Annotated in this window: 14 protein-coding genes; 10 read left to right on the top strand and 4 right to left on the bottom strand. The window is 72.2% G+C overall.

Translation table 11 applies throughout. The annotated features are described in order from the left end of the window. Positions 1 to 17 precede the first annotated feature (17 nt). Positions 18 to 713, bottom strand: a complete 696-nt coding sequence (locus tag AC5WRT_RS30105) for a GntR family transcriptional regulator (RefSeq protein WP_496096658.1) — start codon at positions 711 to 713, stop codon at positions 18 to 20. A 123-nt stretch (positions 714 to 836) separates the two neighbouring features. Further along, a complete protein-coding gene (locus AC5WRT_RS30100; protein WP_496096657.1) occupies positions 837 to 2,192 on the bottom strand; it encodes an aspartate aminotransferase family protein in 1,356 nt (451 codons plus the stop codon). A 170-nt stretch (positions 2,193 to 2,362) separates the two neighbouring features. Here AC5WRT_RS30100 and AC5WRT_RS30095 point away from each other — a divergent pair, with 170 nt between their 5' ends. The 3 genes from AC5WRT_RS30095 to AC5WRT_RS30085 all read left to right on the top strand — a co-directional run bounded on the left by AC5WRT_RS30095 (position 2,363) and on the right by AC5WRT_RS30085 (position 5,638). After that, positions 2,363 to 2,998, top strand: a complete 636-nt coding sequence (locus AC5WRT_RS30095; RefSeq protein WP_496096715.1) for a DJ-1/PfpI family protein — start codon at positions 2,363 to 2,365, stop codon at positions 2,996 to 2,998. Further along, complete coding sequence (locus tag AC5WRT_RS30090) at positions 2,995 to 3,489, top strand: MarR family winged helix-turn-helix transcriptional regulator (protein WP_496096656.1); 495 nt, start codon at positions 2,995 to 2,997, stop codon at positions 3,487 to 3,489. Before AC5WRT_RS30095 ends, AC5WRT_RS30090 begins: the two co-directional genes overlap by 4 nt. 121 nt (positions 3,490 to 3,610) lie before the next feature. Beyond that, positions 3,611 to 5,638, top strand: a complete 2,028-nt coding sequence (locus tag AC5WRT_RS30085) for a serine/threonine-protein kinase (protein WP_496096655.1) — start codon at positions 3,611 to 3,613, stop codon at positions 5,636 to 5,638. Positions 5,639 to 5,654: 16 nt separating this feature from the next. Here the strand turns inward: AC5WRT_RS30085 and AC5WRT_RS30080 are convergent, their stop codons facing one another. Next, positions 5,655 to 6,404 carry an SLATT domain-containing protein gene (locus AC5WRT_RS30080; protein ID WP_496096654.1) on the bottom strand — a complete coding sequence of 250 codons (750 nt, stop codon included), beginning with the start codon at positions 6,402 to 6,404 and terminating at the stop codon, positions 5,655 to 5,657. Positions 6,405 to 6,666: 262 nt separating this feature from the next. Between AC5WRT_RS30080 and AC5WRT_RS30075 the strand changes: the two genes are divergently transcribed. The 3 genes from AC5WRT_RS30075 to AC5WRT_RS30065 are packed head-to-tail and all read left to right on the top strand — an operon-like array spanning position 6,667 to position 8,317. Continuing rightward, positions 6,667 to 7,011, top strand: coding sequence for a YbaB/EbfC family nucleoid-associated protein (locus AC5WRT_RS30075; protein ID WP_496096714.1), 345 nt, complete (start codon positions 6,667 to 6,669; stop codon positions 7,009 to 7,011). A 51-nt stretch (positions 7,012 to 7,062) separates the two neighbouring features. Next, positions 7,063 to 7,662 (top strand): recombination mediator RecR, encoded by a 600-nt coding sequence (gene recR, locus AC5WRT_RS30070; RefSeq protein ID WP_451554035.1) that lies wholly within the window; start codon positions 7,063 to 7,065, stop codon positions 7,660 to 7,662. Continuing rightward, positions 7,655 to 8,317, top strand: coding sequence for a DUF5063 domain-containing protein (locus AC5WRT_RS30065; RefSeq protein WP_496096653.1), 663 nt, complete (start codon positions 7,655 to 7,657; stop codon positions 8,315 to 8,317). Before recR ends, AC5WRT_RS30065 begins: the two co-directional genes overlap by 8 nt. Positions 8,318 to 8,782: 465 nt before the next feature. Here the strand turns inward: AC5WRT_RS30065 and AC5WRT_RS30060 are convergent, their stop codons facing one another. Then, positions 8,783 to 9,508, bottom strand: coding sequence for a TSUP family transporter (locus tag AC5WRT_RS30060; RefSeq protein ID WP_496096652.1), 726 nt, complete (start codon positions 9,506 to 9,508; stop codon positions 8,783 to 8,785). Positions 9,509 to 9,697: 189 nt separating this feature from the next. Here AC5WRT_RS30060 and AC5WRT_RS30055 point away from each other — a divergent pair, with 189 nt between their 5' ends. The 4 genes from AC5WRT_RS30055 to AC5WRT_RS30040 all read left to right on the top strand — a co-directional run bounded on the left by AC5WRT_RS30055 (position 9,698) and on the right by AC5WRT_RS30040 (position 14,264). After that, on the top strand, positions 9,698 to 10,969 hold the full coding sequence (locus AC5WRT_RS30055) for an aspartate kinase (RefSeq protein WP_496096651.1): 1,272 nt from the start codon (positions 9,698 to 9,700) through the stop codon (positions 10,967 to 10,969). Continuing rightward, positions 10,966 to 12,024: an aspartate-semialdehyde dehydrogenase gene (locus tag AC5WRT_RS30050; RefSeq protein WP_496096650.1), complete on the top strand. Its 1,059-nt coding sequence runs from the start codon at positions 10,966 to 10,968 to the stop codon at positions 12,022 to 12,024. The genes AC5WRT_RS30055 and AC5WRT_RS30050 overlap by 4 nt, the downstream gene beginning before the upstream one ends. Before the next feature lie 354 nt (positions 12,025 to 12,378). After that, on the top strand, positions 12,379 to 13,062 hold the full coding sequence (locus AC5WRT_RS30045) for a SigE family RNA polymerase sigma factor (protein ID WP_496096649.1): 684 nt from the start codon (positions 12,379 to 12,381) through the stop codon (positions 13,060 to 13,062). A 128-nt stretch (positions 13,063 to 13,190) separates the two neighbouring features. Next, positions 13,191 to 14,264 (top strand): hypothetical protein, encoded by a 1,074-nt coding sequence (locus AC5WRT_RS30040; protein ID WP_496096648.1) that lies wholly within the window; start codon positions 13,191 to 13,193, stop codon positions 14,262 to 14,264. Positions 14,265 to 14,421: the final 157 nt, after the last annotated feature.

Raw genomic sequence — 14,421 nt, 5'->3', positions numbered from 1 at the left:
GGAAGGGTACTGGTCATCTACCCGCTGGTCAGGTCTTCCAGCAGCGCCAGCGAATGGGCGTTGGACTCGGCGACGATCGCGCGCGCGGTGTCGGCCTCGCGCCGGGCCAGCGCGTCGACCAGCCGCGTGTGCCCGGACCAGAGCCGGCCGCGCAGGTCGGGCAGGCGCAGCAGGTGCTGCACCGCGCAGACCCAGGACTGCACGCGCAGGCGGTCGAGGAAGTCACCGAGGTAGGGGTTGCCGAAGAGCGCGCTCAGCTCGCGCCAGAAACGCAGGTCGTAGCCGATGAGGATGGTCAGGTCACCGGCCGCGGCGGCTCGCGCGGCCTCCTCGCCGCGGCGCCGCACGGTGGTCAGTGCGGCCGTCGTACGCGAGTCCCCGGGCGGGGTGCGGAAGGCGGGGTGGCCGCGACTGAGGGCCTGGAACATGCCGTCGGTGACCAGGCTGCGGGCCTGGATCATGTTCCGGTAGTCGGTGACGGAGTACTCCGGCACCCGGAAACCGCGGTGCTGGTCGGCCTCCAGGATGCCCTGCGCGGACAGGTCGACCAGCGCCTCGCGCACGGGGGTGGCGGAGACGCCGTACTGCTCGGCGATCTCCTTGACCGTGAACGCCCGGCCCGGCCGCAGCCGTCCGGCCAGCACCTCGTCACGGAGCGCGTCCGCGATCTGCTGCCGCAGGGTGCTGCGGGTCACGGCGCCGGTGCCGGGCATGGGGGGCCTCTCCTCACGCGTCGGGTGACGTGCTCGTCCGTACTCGCCGTCCACGCGAGTATCTATGCTTACGAGCACGTCACCTTACGCGTTCGGATCGCCCCGGCGGCAGCCGTCTTCCGGCTACGCCGTGTACTCGTCGGCCACGCTCAGCGCGGCGTCCAGGGCGGCCAGGCCCTCCTTCAGCTCGGCCTCCGTGGCATTGCACGGCGGGACCACGTGGGTGCGGTTCATGTTCACGAAGGGCCAGATGCCGTGCTGCCTGGCGGCGGCCGTGAAGGCGGCCATGGGGGCGTTCGCCTCCCCGGTGGCGTTGTACGGCACCAGCGGCTCGCGGGTCTCGCGGTTCCGCACCAGCTCCAGCGCCCAGAACATGCCGACGCCGCGCACCTCGCCGACGCTGCGGTGCCGCTCGGCCAGCTCGGCCAGGGCGGGCGCGAGGACGGTCTCGCCGAGGCGCCTGGCGTTCTCCACGACGCCCTCCTGCGCCATCGCGTTGATCGTGGCGACGGCGGCGGCGCAGGCCAGCGGGTGCCCGGAGTAGGTCAGACCACCGGGGTAGGGCCGCTTGCCGAAGGTCGCGGCGATCTCCTGTGAGACGGCGACACCGCCGAGGGGCACGTAACCCGAGTTCACACCCTTGGCGAAGGTCATCAGGTCGGGCACGACACCGAAGAGGTCGGCGGCGAACCACTCACCGGTGCGCCCGAAGCCGGCCATGACCTCGTCCAGGATGAACACGATGCCGTGGCGGTCGCAGATCTCGCGGACCCCGGCCAGATAGCCGGGCGGCGGGACCATGATCCCGGCCGTGCCCGGAATGGTCTCCAGGATGATCGCCGCCACCGTCCCCGGCCCCTCGAAGGCGATGGTCGTCTCCAGGTGCTCCAGGGCGCGTGCGCTCTCCTGCTCCTCGGTCCCGGCGTAGAAGCGGGAGCGGTACAGGAACGGCGCCCAGAAGTGGACGACCCCGTTCGTGGCGCTGTCACTGGCCCAGCGGCGCGGGTCACCGGTGATGTTGACCGCCTGCTGGGTGCCGCCGTGGTACGAGCGGTACGCCGAGAGCACCTTCGGGCGGCCCGTGTGCAGCCGGGCCATGCGCACCGCGTGCTCGACGGCGTCCGCGCCGCCGTTGGTGAAGAAGATCTTGTCCAGGTCGCCCGGGGTCCGCTCGGCGATCAGCCGCGCCGCCTCCGAGCGCGCCTCGATCGCGAAGGCGGGCGCGAACGTGGTCATCCGCGCCGCCTGCTCCTGGATGGCCGCGACGACCTTCGGGTGCTGATAGCCGATGTTCGTGTAGACGAGCCCGCTGGTGAAGTCCAGGTACCGCTTGCCGTCGTAGTCCCAGAAGTACGACCCCTCCGCGCCGGCGACGGCGAGCGGGTCGATGAGGTCCTGGGCGGACCAGGAGTGGAAGACGTGCGCGCGGTCCGCCGCCTTCACTGCGGCGCCGGCGTCGGGGTTGGGCTGAGGGGTCATGCGGCCGAGGGTAGATGTCCGCGGCACGGAAGGGATATCGGCGTCCTGTTCTGCGGACGGGCGCAATCCGCGACAGGTTGTCCAGGCCGGGACGGGGCTCGTCCGGGCAGGGCCGAACGGTTATTGACAGCATGCTGACGAAAAGACAGCATGCTGTCATGACTGCTGTCATGACTGATGCCTCCCGGACCGTTCACCTCGCCGTCTACGACGGCCTCGCCGACTGGGAGACGGGGCACACGACCGCCCACCTGGCCCGCGCCGGGTACAGGGTGCTGACCGTCGGCCCGAGCCGGGCGCCGGTCGTCAGCATCGGCGGCCTGCGCGTCCGGCCCGACCTCGCGCTCGACGAACTGCGCCCCGAGGACAGTTCCCTGCTGATCCTGCCGGGCGCCGACCTGTGGACCCGGACATCGGCCGCCGCCGCGGCGGAGGGCGACGACCTCGCCCCCTTCGCCCGCACCGCCCGCGCTTTCCTCGACGCCGGTGTGCCCGTCGCCGCGATCTGCGGAGCCACCGCCGGCCTGGCCCGCGAGGGCCTGCTCGACACCCGCGCCCACACCGGCGCCGCCCCCTTCTACCTGGCCGCCACCGGGTACGCGGGCGGCGGCCGGTACGTCGAGGCGGACGCTGTGACCGACGGGGGCCTGATCACCGCCGGCCCCACCGAACCCGTCGCCTTCGCCCGCGAGGTGCTGCGGCTGCTCGGGGTGTACGAGGGCGAGGTACTGGACGCCTGGTACCGGCTGTTCCACGACTCCGACGCGGAGGCGTACTTCGTGCTGCAGAAGGCCGGCGCCGCGTGAGCAGGGAGCGGCAGGAGCTGTTCAGCCGAAGCGCCATCGGTGTCTTCCGCCTCAACGGCCAGTTCCTGGCCGTGGCCGAGGAACTGGCCCGCCCGACCGGGCTCACCGCCGCCCGGTGGCAGGTGCTCGGCGCGGTGCTGGCCGAGCCGCTGCCGGTGGCGGGCATCGCGCGGAGCATGGGCATCACCCGGCAGAGCGTGCAGCGCATCGCCGATCTGCTGGTCGAAGGAGGGCTCGCCGCATACCGGCCCAACCCGGCGCACCGGCGAGCCAAGCTCCTCGCACCCACCGAGGACGGGCGGGCGGCCGTCGCCCGCATCGGCCCCGGGCACGCGGCCTTCGCGGACCGGCTGGCCGAGGCGCTGGGGGAGCGCGAACTCGCCGAAGCCGTACGGCTGCTGGAGCGCGTGTCGGCGGTCCTGGACGAACTGGGCAAGCCCGCCCCCGCCCTCGGCGCCGCTCGGGCGGCGGCGCTCCCGCCGGAACCGTAGACGGCGACCGGCACGACTCTCCCGTGGGGCCGCACTATTCTCGATCCGTCGTACACGTCTGCGTCGTACGCGCCGTGTGTATGAGGTGCAGGGAAGTGCCGGGGGGGAAGGCGGGGCGGGCATGGAGAAGCTGGGGCCGGGGGATCCACTGAGGATCGGAGGGTACCGCCTGCTGGCGCGGCTGGGTGCGGGCGGCATGGGTCACGTGTACCTGGCCCGGTCGGACCGGGGCCGTACGGTCGCGGTGAAACTGGTCCGCGAGGAGCTCGCCGCCCAGGAGGAGTTCCGAGCGCGGTTCCGCCAGGAGGTGCAGGCCGCGCGGCGGGTCGGCGGGTACTGGACCGCGCCCGTGCTGGACGCGGACACCGAGGCGGCGGTGCCGTGGGTGGCCACCGGGTATGTGGCCGGGCCGAGCCTGCAGCAGGTGGTCGGGCACGATCACGGAGCGCTGCCGGAGCGGTCCGTACGGATCCTCGCGGCCGGGCTCGCGCACGCGCTGAAAGACATCCACGCGGCGGGGATCGTGCACCGGGATCTGAAGCCGTCGAACGTGCTCGTGACGATCGACGGCCCGCGCGTCATCGACTTCGGGATCGCGCGGGCGCTGGAGACGACCTCGCTGGGCGGGGAGGGGCTGACCCGGACCGGGTCACTGGTCGGGTCGCCGGGGTTCATGGCACCCGAGCAGGTGCGGGGGGACCGGATCACACCGGCCTGCGACGTCTTCTGCCTCGGGTCCGTGCTGGCGTACGCGGCGACCGGGGCGCTGCCGTTCGGGAACGCCAGCAGCGGAGTGCACGCGCTGATGTTCCGGATCGCCCAGGAGGAGCCGGATCTGGAGGGGGTGCCGGAGGGGATCGCCGACCTCGTGCGGGAGTGCCTGCGCAAGGAGCCGGCGAGCCGGCCTTCGCTGGACGCGATTCTGGAGCGGACCGGGGCGGAGGACACGGTGACCGGGGGGCGGTCCCGGGATCCCTGGCTGCCGGGGGCGCTGGTCGCTCAACTCGGGCGGCATGCGGTGCAGTTGCTGGAGGTGGAGGATCCGGAGGGGGACGGGTCCGGTGCGCCGTCGGGGGCGGGTTCACCTTCGGATTCGGATGCGGCCGGGTCGGGGTTCCCGTCCGCGCCGACCGTGCGAGCACCGTCGTCGGCTGCGGGTGGCCCCGGTGGGGCGGGCTCGCCGTCGGCGGGTGCGGGGGGTGCCGGCGGTGCGGGGTCGCCGTCGGTCGGTGCCGAGGGTTCCGCGGCGCAGCGTGGCGGTGGGGTCTCGCCCGAGCATGCCGCTCTTTTCGACGGGGGGAGCGGGGCGGCTCATCTGCCGACCGTGGTGTCGGGGCAGGCGCCGCCGCCGGGGGCGCCGCCGACCGTTCCGGGGTTCGCGGCGCCGGGGGCGTACGGGTACGCGCAGCAGCACCCTCAGCCGTACGCCCGGCCCCAGCCCCCTTCCCCGTCCGGGCCCGCCTACGGGTACCCGCAGCAGTCGTACGGTCCGTACGGCGGCGGGCTGGGGTCCACGCCGCCGTACGGGCCGTCGCCGTTCGGCACGGGGCAGGAGCCGGAGCGGCGCAGTGGGCGGTCCACCGCGCTGCTCGTCGTGGTCGCCCTGGTGGTGGCGCTGGGCGCGGGTGGCGCGGTGTACACGTTGATGAGGAGCGGCGGCGGGAGCGACGACAAGGGCGGCGGGAAGGTGAGCACCGCCCCCACCGCCGGTTCCACGGCGGGCGACGGGAGTCCGGAGGCGTCCGGTCCGGCCACGCCGACGCCGTCCGCCTCCGGCTCCGCCTCCTCCGACGGGGCGGTCCCGGACGCCTACTTGGGCACCTGGGAGACCAGCATCGGCAACGCCGACGGGAACAACACCCGCCAACTGACCATCCGTCAGGGCCAGGTGGGCGACAGCGTGCTGACGCTGGTCGCGGACGGACCCACGGACGGCGGCGGCTCGTACCACTGCGTCTTCGAGGCCAGGCTCGCGCAACAGCCCAGTGCGGACGGCCCGTTGGAGATCGGGCCGTCCACCGTCACCAGCGGTGAGCCCGCGTCCTCCTGCACACCGGGCCAGGCCACCGAGGTCACCCTGCTGCCGGACGGCCGGCTGAAGCGGGCCCAGGCGGGCGGCGGGGAGAGCCTGACGTACACCAAGCAGTGAGGCGGCCGGGGCGGGCCTACCGCGGCTCCGGGGGCCGCTGACGGGGCATGTTCGGGCGGGCGCCGTTCGTCGGCGGGACCGGGAAGCGGCCGACCGCGCCGCCCGCCTCCTGGCGTGGTACGTACCCCACCGCCGCTTGCAGGCCCAGGGGCGCGGAACCGGTGCGGAACTCGACCATCCAGTCGGTCGTCTCGGTGCGGATCAGCTCCGTGACGTCCTCCGTGAACCGCCGCAAAACCCCCAGACAGCGCTCCGCCGCCTCGCTCGCCGTACCCTCCGCCGGCCCCAGCACCTCCCGGACGCTCTCGGACGCCCAGTCGAACTGCAGCGCCTGCAGCCGCCGGTGCACCGCCTGCGCCGTCGCCACGTCCCGCATCCAGCCGGAGGTGAGCCCGAAACAACGGTCGACGCCCACGAACGCCACCGCGATGAGCAGGGCGAGGCAGCCCCAGGGGGCCACCCCCCGCGTCGCCCCGGTGAGGTCCAGCAGGGGCAGACCGGCCCCGGCGACCGCGCCGACCGCCGCGCCCGCGCGCAGCAGTTGGGCACCGCGCCGCTTCCACACCCGGTCCCGCAGATACCAGGACGCCGTCTCCAGCGCCCCGCGCTCCACCCATCGGTACAGCTCGTCCAGCCGTTCGGCGGGCTCGCCCCAGTCGCCGAGCGGGAAGGCCCGCCCGGTCAGATCGCCCGGCCGCGGTCTGGCCGCACCCTCGCCCCACCCGTCCTGAGGCGGGCCCTCGGGCTGCATCTCCGGCTGACCCACCGGGCACTCCCTACTGATCACGACTGGACTGATCACGACGGATCACGACTGGTCACGTTCTGTGACATTCCATGACGGCGTGCGGCGTCCTTCCTACCGCCCAATGGGTGGCGGAGAGGACGCTTTCCTCGCTTTTCCGCCCGGAAGGGTGCCTTGATCAGGTATAGGACTGCCGTACTTGTCACCCGAAAGAGTGGCGGGGCGACCACGGCGGGGACCACGTAGGCTCATGCTCAGCGGAGAAAACGTAGAGGAGCTGATCGTGTTTCCCGGTGGTGGCCAGCCCAACATGCAGCAGTTGCTCCAGCAGGCCCAGAAGATGCAGCAGGATCTCCAGCAGGCGCAGGAGGAACTGGCGAACACGGAGGTCGACGGGCAGGCGGGCGGCGGCCTGGTGAAGGCCACCGTGACCGGTGCCGGCGAGCTGCGCGCGCTGAAGATCGACCCGAAGGCGGTCGATCCCGAGGACACCGAGACCCTCGCCGACCTGATCGTGGCCGCCGTACAGGCGGCGAACGAGAACGCCCAGATCCTGCAGCAGCAGAAGCTCGGCCCGCTGGCCCAGGGCCTCGGCGGCGGCACGGGCATCCCCGGTCTGCCGTTCTGAGCCCGGGGCAACTAGCGTACGTACCGAAAGGTCTCAAGGAAGGTCAGTCCGTTGTACGAAGGCGTGGTCCAGGACCTCATCGACGAGCTGGGGCGGCTGCCCGGCGTCGGTCCCAAGAGCGCGCAGCGGATCGCCTTCCACATCCTGCAGGCCGAGCCGGCGGACGTGAAGCGGCTCGCACAGGCGCTCCTGGAGGTCAAGGCGAAGGTCCGCTTCTGTGCGACCTGCGGCAATGTGGCGCAGGAGGAGCTGTGCAACATCTGCCGTGACCCGCGCCGCGACCCCTCGGTCATCTGCGTGGTCGAGGAACCCAAGGACGTGGTCGCCGTCGAGCGCACCCGTGAGTTCCGTGGCCGCTACCACGTGCTCGGCGGCGCGATCAGCCCGATCGAGGGCGTGGGGCCCGACGACCTGCGTATACGAGAACTTCTCGCGCGGTTGGCCGACGGGACGGTCACGGAACTGATCCTTGCCACGGACCCGAATCTGGAGGGCGAGGCGACAGCGACGTACCTCGCCCGCATGATCAAGCCCATGGGCCTGAAGGTCACCCGCCTGGCCAGCGGCCTCCCGGTGGGTGGCGACCTGGAATACGCGGACGAGGTCACCCTCGGCCGCGCCTTCGAGGGGAGACGACTCCTAGATGTCTGACGCCACGCTGCACGCGACCGGCCAGAACCCGGACGATTTCGCGGTCCAGGTCGCGGACCAGATCGAAAGCTTCCTGGTGGCCGTCATGGAGGTGGCGAGGGGCGACGAGCCCGGCTCGACCGTCCCCTTCCTCCTCCTGGAGGTCTCCCAGCTGCTGCTGGCCGGTGGCCGCCTGGGCGCGCACGAGGACTTCGTCCCCGAGGAGCGCTACGAGCCCGACGCGGGCCCGGACGCCGACGTGGACGAACTCCGCGAGAACCTGGCCCGCCTGCTGGAGCCGGTCGACGTCTACTCCGAGGTCTTCGACCCGTACGAGCCCCGCAAGGCGCCCGTCCCGGCCCGGATCTCGGACGACCTCTCCGACGTCATCGCCGACCTGCGTCACGGCATGGCCCACTACCGCGCGGGCCGCACCACGGAGGCGCTGTGGTGGTGGCAGTTCTCCTACTTCTCCAACTGGGGCGCCACGGCCTCCGCCGTCCTGCGGGCCCTGCAGTCGGTCCTCATCCATGTCCGCCTCAACCAGCCCCTGGAAGAACTCGACGGCCTCGACACCGACCACTCCGTCATGGGCGACGAGACCCTGGAGTTCGAAGCGGGCCGCGTGATGGCAGAGGAGATCGGCGAACCACTGGGGATCCGGCCGGGGAACTGACCGAGGGCAGCGCCACGGCGTCGACGCGGGCGGCCGTCCGGGCGATGCGCGCGACGGCGTCGGCCCACCGCCCCTCGGTCCGCACGGCGCGAGGCCGGCGTGCGCGCCGCTGCCTCGGCAGCAGTGCTTCGAGGGTGAGTTTCCGTCCAGGGCACGTGAGTTCGTGGAGCACGGACGCGTGGCGCGGCGAGGCCGGGGCATCGAGAACCGCAGGAGATCGTGAGTGGGCTGTGGCGGCGAGGTCATCGGCACGGAGGCGTCGAGGCCCTGCGCCGCACGGCGGGGCTGCGGTGAGCCGCAAGGCGCATGCCACGAGGGCGCCGCGGGACTGGGACGGCACTCATTCCCGGACGAACAACGGGACCCGGGGTCCCTCGGCGTACGGTGGCCGTGAGTGTTCGCGCCGGCGCGCGTCGTGATCGGGGGCGCGAAAAGGTCTCCGCTCGGCAGGTGGTCACCGTTGTCTCATCCCGTCGCCGTTCCCCACAGCCCCTTCCCCATCGCCGTGCCGCCGCCCGCCAGGGCCAGCAGCAGGACCAACTGGCGGGCCCGGTGTTCCGGGACGCGGCCGGCGACGGCGCTGCCGATGAGCGCGCCGGCCGCCATCGCGGCGCAGGCGACCGTCCACTGCGCGCCCGACAGCCGGGGCAGGCCGTTCGCGGCGATCGAGAACACGTTGACCGCGACGCCGTAGAACTGGGCGTTGGGGACGAACTCCCGTACCGTCCAGCCCGCGTTGAGGGCGTACAGGGACACCGGAGGGCCGCCCACGCCCGCCGCCGCGTTCATGAAGCCGCCCAGCGCGCCCGCCGTCACCGCGCCCCCGCCGCCGCGCAGGGCCGGGACCCGGGCGCCGCGCATCACCAGCAGGACAGCCGCCGTCACCAGGGAGCCCATCAGCAACAGCAGGACCGGGCGCGGGAGTTGCCGGGTCGTCCAGGCGCCCACGGGCACCGTGCAGGCCGCCGCCGCGCACAGCGGGACCATCGCCGCCGGGCGGACGCGGCGCCAGCCGCCCGCGAGCCCGGCCACGCTGATCGCCCCGGCGGCGCAGTTGGCGAGCACCACACCGTCGGCGGGGCCGAGCAGCAGCACCAGTGCCGGTACGGCGACCAGGGCGAAGCCCATGCCGGTCAGCCATTGGACGCATCCGCCGAGCAGGACGGTCGCCGCCAGCAGGATCTCGGTCATGCATCCACCCCCAGTGGTTGAAATGTACACATCGGCGCTGTGAGCCGGGGCACTTTTCCGAGTGGTGCGTCGAGGGCTGGGCAGGTGCCGGATGCGAGTGCCGGATGTCTCACCATGCGGGAGCAGGGTGGTGGAATTCGGGCGCTCGTTAGACTGAGCCGACACAAACGAACCGAGCGAGGAGCGCACGTGGGCCTTGTCGTGCAGAAGTACGGAGGCTCCTCCGTAGCCGATGCCGAAGGCATCAAGCGCGTCGCCAAGCGGATCGTGGAAGCGAAGAAGAACGGCAACCAGGTTGTCGTCGTCGTTTCCGCGATGGGCGACACGACGGACGAGCTGATCGATCTCGCCGAGCAGGTTTCTCCGATGCCTGCCGGGCGTGAGTTCGACATGCTGCTGACCGCCGGAGAGCGGATCTCCATGGCCCTGCTGGCCATGGCGATCAAAAACCTGGGTCACGAGGCCCAGTCCTTCACCGGCAGCCAGGCCGGCGTCATCACCGACTCGGTCCACAACAAAGCCCGGATCATCGACGTCACCCCCGGGCGGATCCGCGAGTCGCTCGACAAGGGGAACATCGCGATCGTCGCGGGGTTCCAGGGCGTCAGCCAGGACAAGAAGGACATCACCACGCTGGGCCGCGGTGGGTCCGACACGACGGCCGTGGCGCTCGCCGCCGCGCTCGACGCCGAGGTCTGCGAGATCTACACCGACGTCGACGGCGTGTTCACCGCCGACCCGCGCGTGGTGAAGAAGGCGAAGAAGATCGACTGGATCTCCTTCGAGGACATGCTGGAGCTCGCGGCCTCCGGCTCCAAGGTGCTGCTCCACCGCTGTGTGGAGTACGCCCGCCGCTACAACATCCCGATCCATGTCCGCTCCAGCTTCAGTGGGCTGCAGGGCACGTGGGTCAGCAGTGAGCCGATTGGGGACATGAAGGTGGAGCAGGCCATCATCTCCGGTGTCGCGCACGACACCTCCGAGGCCAAGATCACGGTCGTCGGCGTGCCGGACAAGCCGGGTGAGGCCGCCGCGATCTTCCGGGCCATCGCCGATGCCGAGATCAACATCGACATGGTGGTGCAGAACGTGTCCGCCGCCTCCACGGGCCTGACGGACATCTCCTTCACGCTGCCGAAGACCGAGGGCCGCAAGGCCATCGACGCGCTGGAGCGCAACAAGCCGGGCATCGGCTTCGACTCCCTGCGCTACGACGACCAGATCGGCAAGATCTCGCTGGTCGGCGCCGGTATGAAGACCAATCCGGGCGTCACCGCCTCCTTCTTCGAGGCCCTGTCCGACGCGGGCGTGAACATCGAGCTGATCTCGACCTCCGAGATCCGTATCTCGGTCGTCACCCGCAAGGACGACGTGCCGGAGGCCGTCCGCGCCGTGCACACCACCTTCGGGCTCGACTCCGACTCGGACGAGGCCGTGGTGTACGGAGGCACCGGCCGATGACCGGCAAGCCGACGCTCGCGGTCGTGGGAGCGACCGGAGCCGTCGGCGCGGTCATGCTCCAGATCCTGTCCCAGCGCGCGGACGTCTGGGGCGAGATCCGTCTGCTCGCCTCCCCGCGCTCGGCCGGCCGCAAGCTGGCCGTGCGCGGCGAGGAGGTGGAGGTGGCGGCCCTGAGCGAGGAGGCCTTCGACGGGGTCGACATCGCCCTGTTCGACGTCCCCGACGAGGTCGCCGCGCACTGGGCGCCGATCGCCGCCGCGCGCGGCGCGGTCGTCGTCGACAACTCCGCCGCCTTCCGGCTCGACCCCGAGGTGCCGCTGGTGGTGCCCGAGGTCAACCCGCACACCGTACGGACCCGCCCGCGCGGGATCGTGGCCAACCCCAACTGCACGACGCTGACGATGATCGTCGCCCTGGGCGCGCTGCACGCCGAGTTCGGGCTGCGCGAGCTGGTGGTGTCGTCGTACCAGGCGGTGAGCGGGGCCGGGCGGGCCGGTGTGGACACGCTGCGCGCCCAGCTGTCCCTGGTGGCCGGCACCGAGCTGGGCACCAAGCCCGGCGACGTACGGCGGGTCGTCGGGGACGACACCGGGCCGTTCCCGGAGCCGGTCGTGCTGAACGTCGTCCCGTGGGCCGGGTCGCTGCGGGAGGACGGCTGGTCGTCGGAGGAGATGAAGGTCCGCGACGAGTCCCGCAAGATCCTCGGGCTGCCGCACCTGCCGGTCGCCGTGACCTGCGTCCGGGTGCCCGTGATCACCACGCACTCGCTCACCGTCCATGCCCGTTTCCAGGGCGAGGTCACGGTCGACGGTGCCCGGGAGATCCTCGCGACCGCGCCCGGAGTGGTGCTGTGCGACGACCCGGCCGCCGGCGAGTTCCCCACCCCCGCGGACGTCGTCGGCACGGACCCGACCTGGGTGGGCCGGGTCCGGCGGGCCCTGGACGACCCGACCGCGCTGGAGCTCTTCGTGTGCGGGGACAACCTGCGCAAGGGCGCCGCGCTGAACACCGCGCAGATCGCCGAGCTGGTCGCGGCCGAGTGGACCGACCACTGAGAGCCGCCCCGACACCGCCGTGTGCCGACCGTCGCGTACCGCGATCGGGAAAGAGCTTTATAGGATCTGTGTAAGAAGTGTGGCCAGGAGCATGGTCCAAACCACTTGAATCATTGCTCAGGGCAACAGAGGATTTCTCTCCCCGTCCCCGCAACCGTGCGGCGGACGGGGAGCGTCTTTGCGGTCACTCTTCGGGCGTGGGGACGCCATGAGGGCTGGGTGTGGGGACACCGGGCCCAACATCACACATAGGGGAAGAGCGGGACGCATGAGGGCACTTGAGGCACCGCCGGTTGTCGCACATGTGACGTCCGGCACGTACAACCCTCTCGGGGGTAAACGTGTCCAACAGGCGTGGCAGAGGTACTCGAACTCAGCGCGGCCCGCGGCACGGCGGCCCTCCGGCCGCCCCGTGCGGCGTTCCGGCCCCGCACGTCCGGCGGCATGCCGGTGATCGCGCCCATGCCCGCAGCGCGGCCCGCCCGCATACCCAGTCAGCGTGACGGTTCCGACGAGACCGCGGCGGCCCCGGCCACCGCGGTCGCCGGTACGACCGTCGACCATCTCACCGAGACCTACCGGGCGCACTACCGCTCCCTGCTCGGCCTCGCCGCGCTGCTCCTCGACGACACCGCCTCCTGCGAGGACGTCGTCCAGGAGGCCTTCATCCGGGTGCACTCGGCCCGCAAGCGTGTCCGCGACCCCGAGAAGACCCTCGCCTACCTGCGGCAGACCGTCGTCAACCTCTCCCGGTCGACGCTGCGCCGCCGCATCCTCGGCCTGAAGCTGCTGTCCAAACCGATGCCGGACATGGCGAGCGCGGAGGAGGGCGCCTACGACCAGCTGGAGCGCCGTGACCTCATCAAGGCGATGAAGGGTCTCCAGCGCCGCCAGCGCGAGGTCCTCGTGCTGCGGTACTTCGCGGACATGACCGAGGCACAGGTCGCCGAGACCCTCGGGATCTCGCTCGGTTCGGTGAAGGCGTACGGCTCGCGGGGGATCGCCGCGCTGCGGGTGGCCATGGGGACACCGTCATGAGCGCGCGCGTCCAGGGGGGCGATTCCGACGAACGCCATTCCCACGAACGTCACGAGCCCTTCGCCTGGCACGAGCCGACGGACCGGGATGAGCAAGAGCACATGCAATCGCACGCTGGGAACGGAACTGTGAACCACGGCCCCGACGACAAGGGCCCCGAAGGGCGCGACCAGGAGCTGGGGGGGCTCGCGGACGACGAACTGGCACTGCGGCGGCTGCTGCACTCCGCGGTCGACGACCTCGAGCCGCGCACCGGCACGCTGGAGCATCTGCGCCGGGCCGTACCCGCGCGGCGGGCCCGCAAGCGGCAGGCCGCCGTCGGTATGGCCGCCGCGGCCCTGTTCATCGGCACCGCGATCCCCGCTCTCGTGCACGTGTCCGACTCCGGCGGCACCGACCCCAACACCGCCATGGCCGGCCAGTCCTCCCAGGCCCAGGGCGGCACCGGACAGGGCAAGGGCAGGAGCGGCGACACGGGCGGCAGGAAGGACAGCGGCAGCACGGGCGTCAACCCCGGCAAGGACCCCGGCAAGTCCGGCGTGAAGGGCCGCGACAGCGGCAGCGGCGGCACCACCGCCGGCGCCGACCCGTCCTCCACCCTCTCCTCCAGCGGCGTCCCGCTGTGTACGACGGCCCAGCTGGGCTCCGCCACCGGCACCGCCGACGCACCCGACTCCGCGGGCGTTGTCTACGGCACGTTCCGCGTCGTCAACGTCTCCTCGACCGCCTGCACCGTCGCCGGTGCGGGCACCCTCACCCCGACCGCGGTGGGCGCGGCCGACCCGGCCAAGATCAGTGCGGTCCGGCACGTGGCGGGGGATGCGGCGACCGGCCTGCCCGACCCCTCCGTGGAGGTCCCCGGGCTGGTCCTGCAGCCGGGTGCGGCCTACGAGGAGAAGTTCGCCTTCGTACCGTCCGAGACCTGCCCCACGACCGGCGGCGGCACCGCCACCCCCGGCGGCTCGGACACCGGCGGCGCCACACCGGACCCGAGCCCGAGCCAGGAGGCCGGCGCCACCGGCGGCCCGGCCGCCGCCGGCACGGCGGGCACCACGGCCCAGCTGATGACCGAGGACGGCACGGCAGACGGCAGCGTTCAGATCACCCACACGGCGCAAGGGGGTTCCCCCTCGGCCACGACGACGGTGGCGGGCGAGTGCGCGGGGACCGTGTACTACACCGGGGTGCTGGCAGGGGCCTAGGGCGTGTTTCGAAAGTCCCGTCTGGTCCGCGACGCCTGGCACGGCACCTCGCCGCGTTGTCGGGATCGTGCACGTACGCCCGGTACGAGGACGACCCTCCGCCTTGCGATGCACCGCACCAGACGCCGCGGACCCCGCCCTCCGGGCGGACGACGCC

It is taken from the genome of Streptomyces sp. NTD91 (assembly GCF_059510455.1).
Note: the sequence above shows the minus strand (reverse complement) of the source record. Positions and strands in the feature narration are given on the sequence as shown.

Coding starts and splice junctions, on each gene's coding strand:
- AC5WRT_RS30105 (WP_496096658.1), bottom strand. CDS start 713: ATGCCCGGCACCGGCGCCGTGACCCGCAGCACCCTGCGGCAGCAGATC.
- AC5WRT_RS30100 (WP_496096657.1), bottom strand. CDS start 2,192: ATGACCCCTCAGCCCAACCCCGACGCCGGCGCCGCAGTGAAGGCGGCG.
- AC5WRT_RS30095 (WP_496096715.1), top strand. CDS start 2,363: ATGACTGATGCCTCCCGGACCGTTCACCTCGCCGTCTACGACGGCCTC.
- AC5WRT_RS30085 (WP_496096655.1), top strand. CDS start 3,611: ATGGAGAAGCTGGGGCCGGGGGATCCACTGAGGATCGGAGGGTACCGC.
- AC5WRT_RS30065 (WP_496096653.1), top strand. CDS start 7,655: ATGTCTGACGCCACGCTGCACGCGACCGGCCAGAACCCGGACGATTTC.
- AC5WRT_RS30060 (WP_496096652.1), bottom strand. CDS start 9,508: ATGACCGAGATCCTGCTGGCGGCGACCGTCCTGCTCGGCGGATGCGTC.
- AC5WRT_RS30050 (WP_496096650.1), top strand. CDS start 10,966: ATGACCGGCAAGCCGACGCTCGCGGTCGTGGGAGCGACCGGAGCCGTC.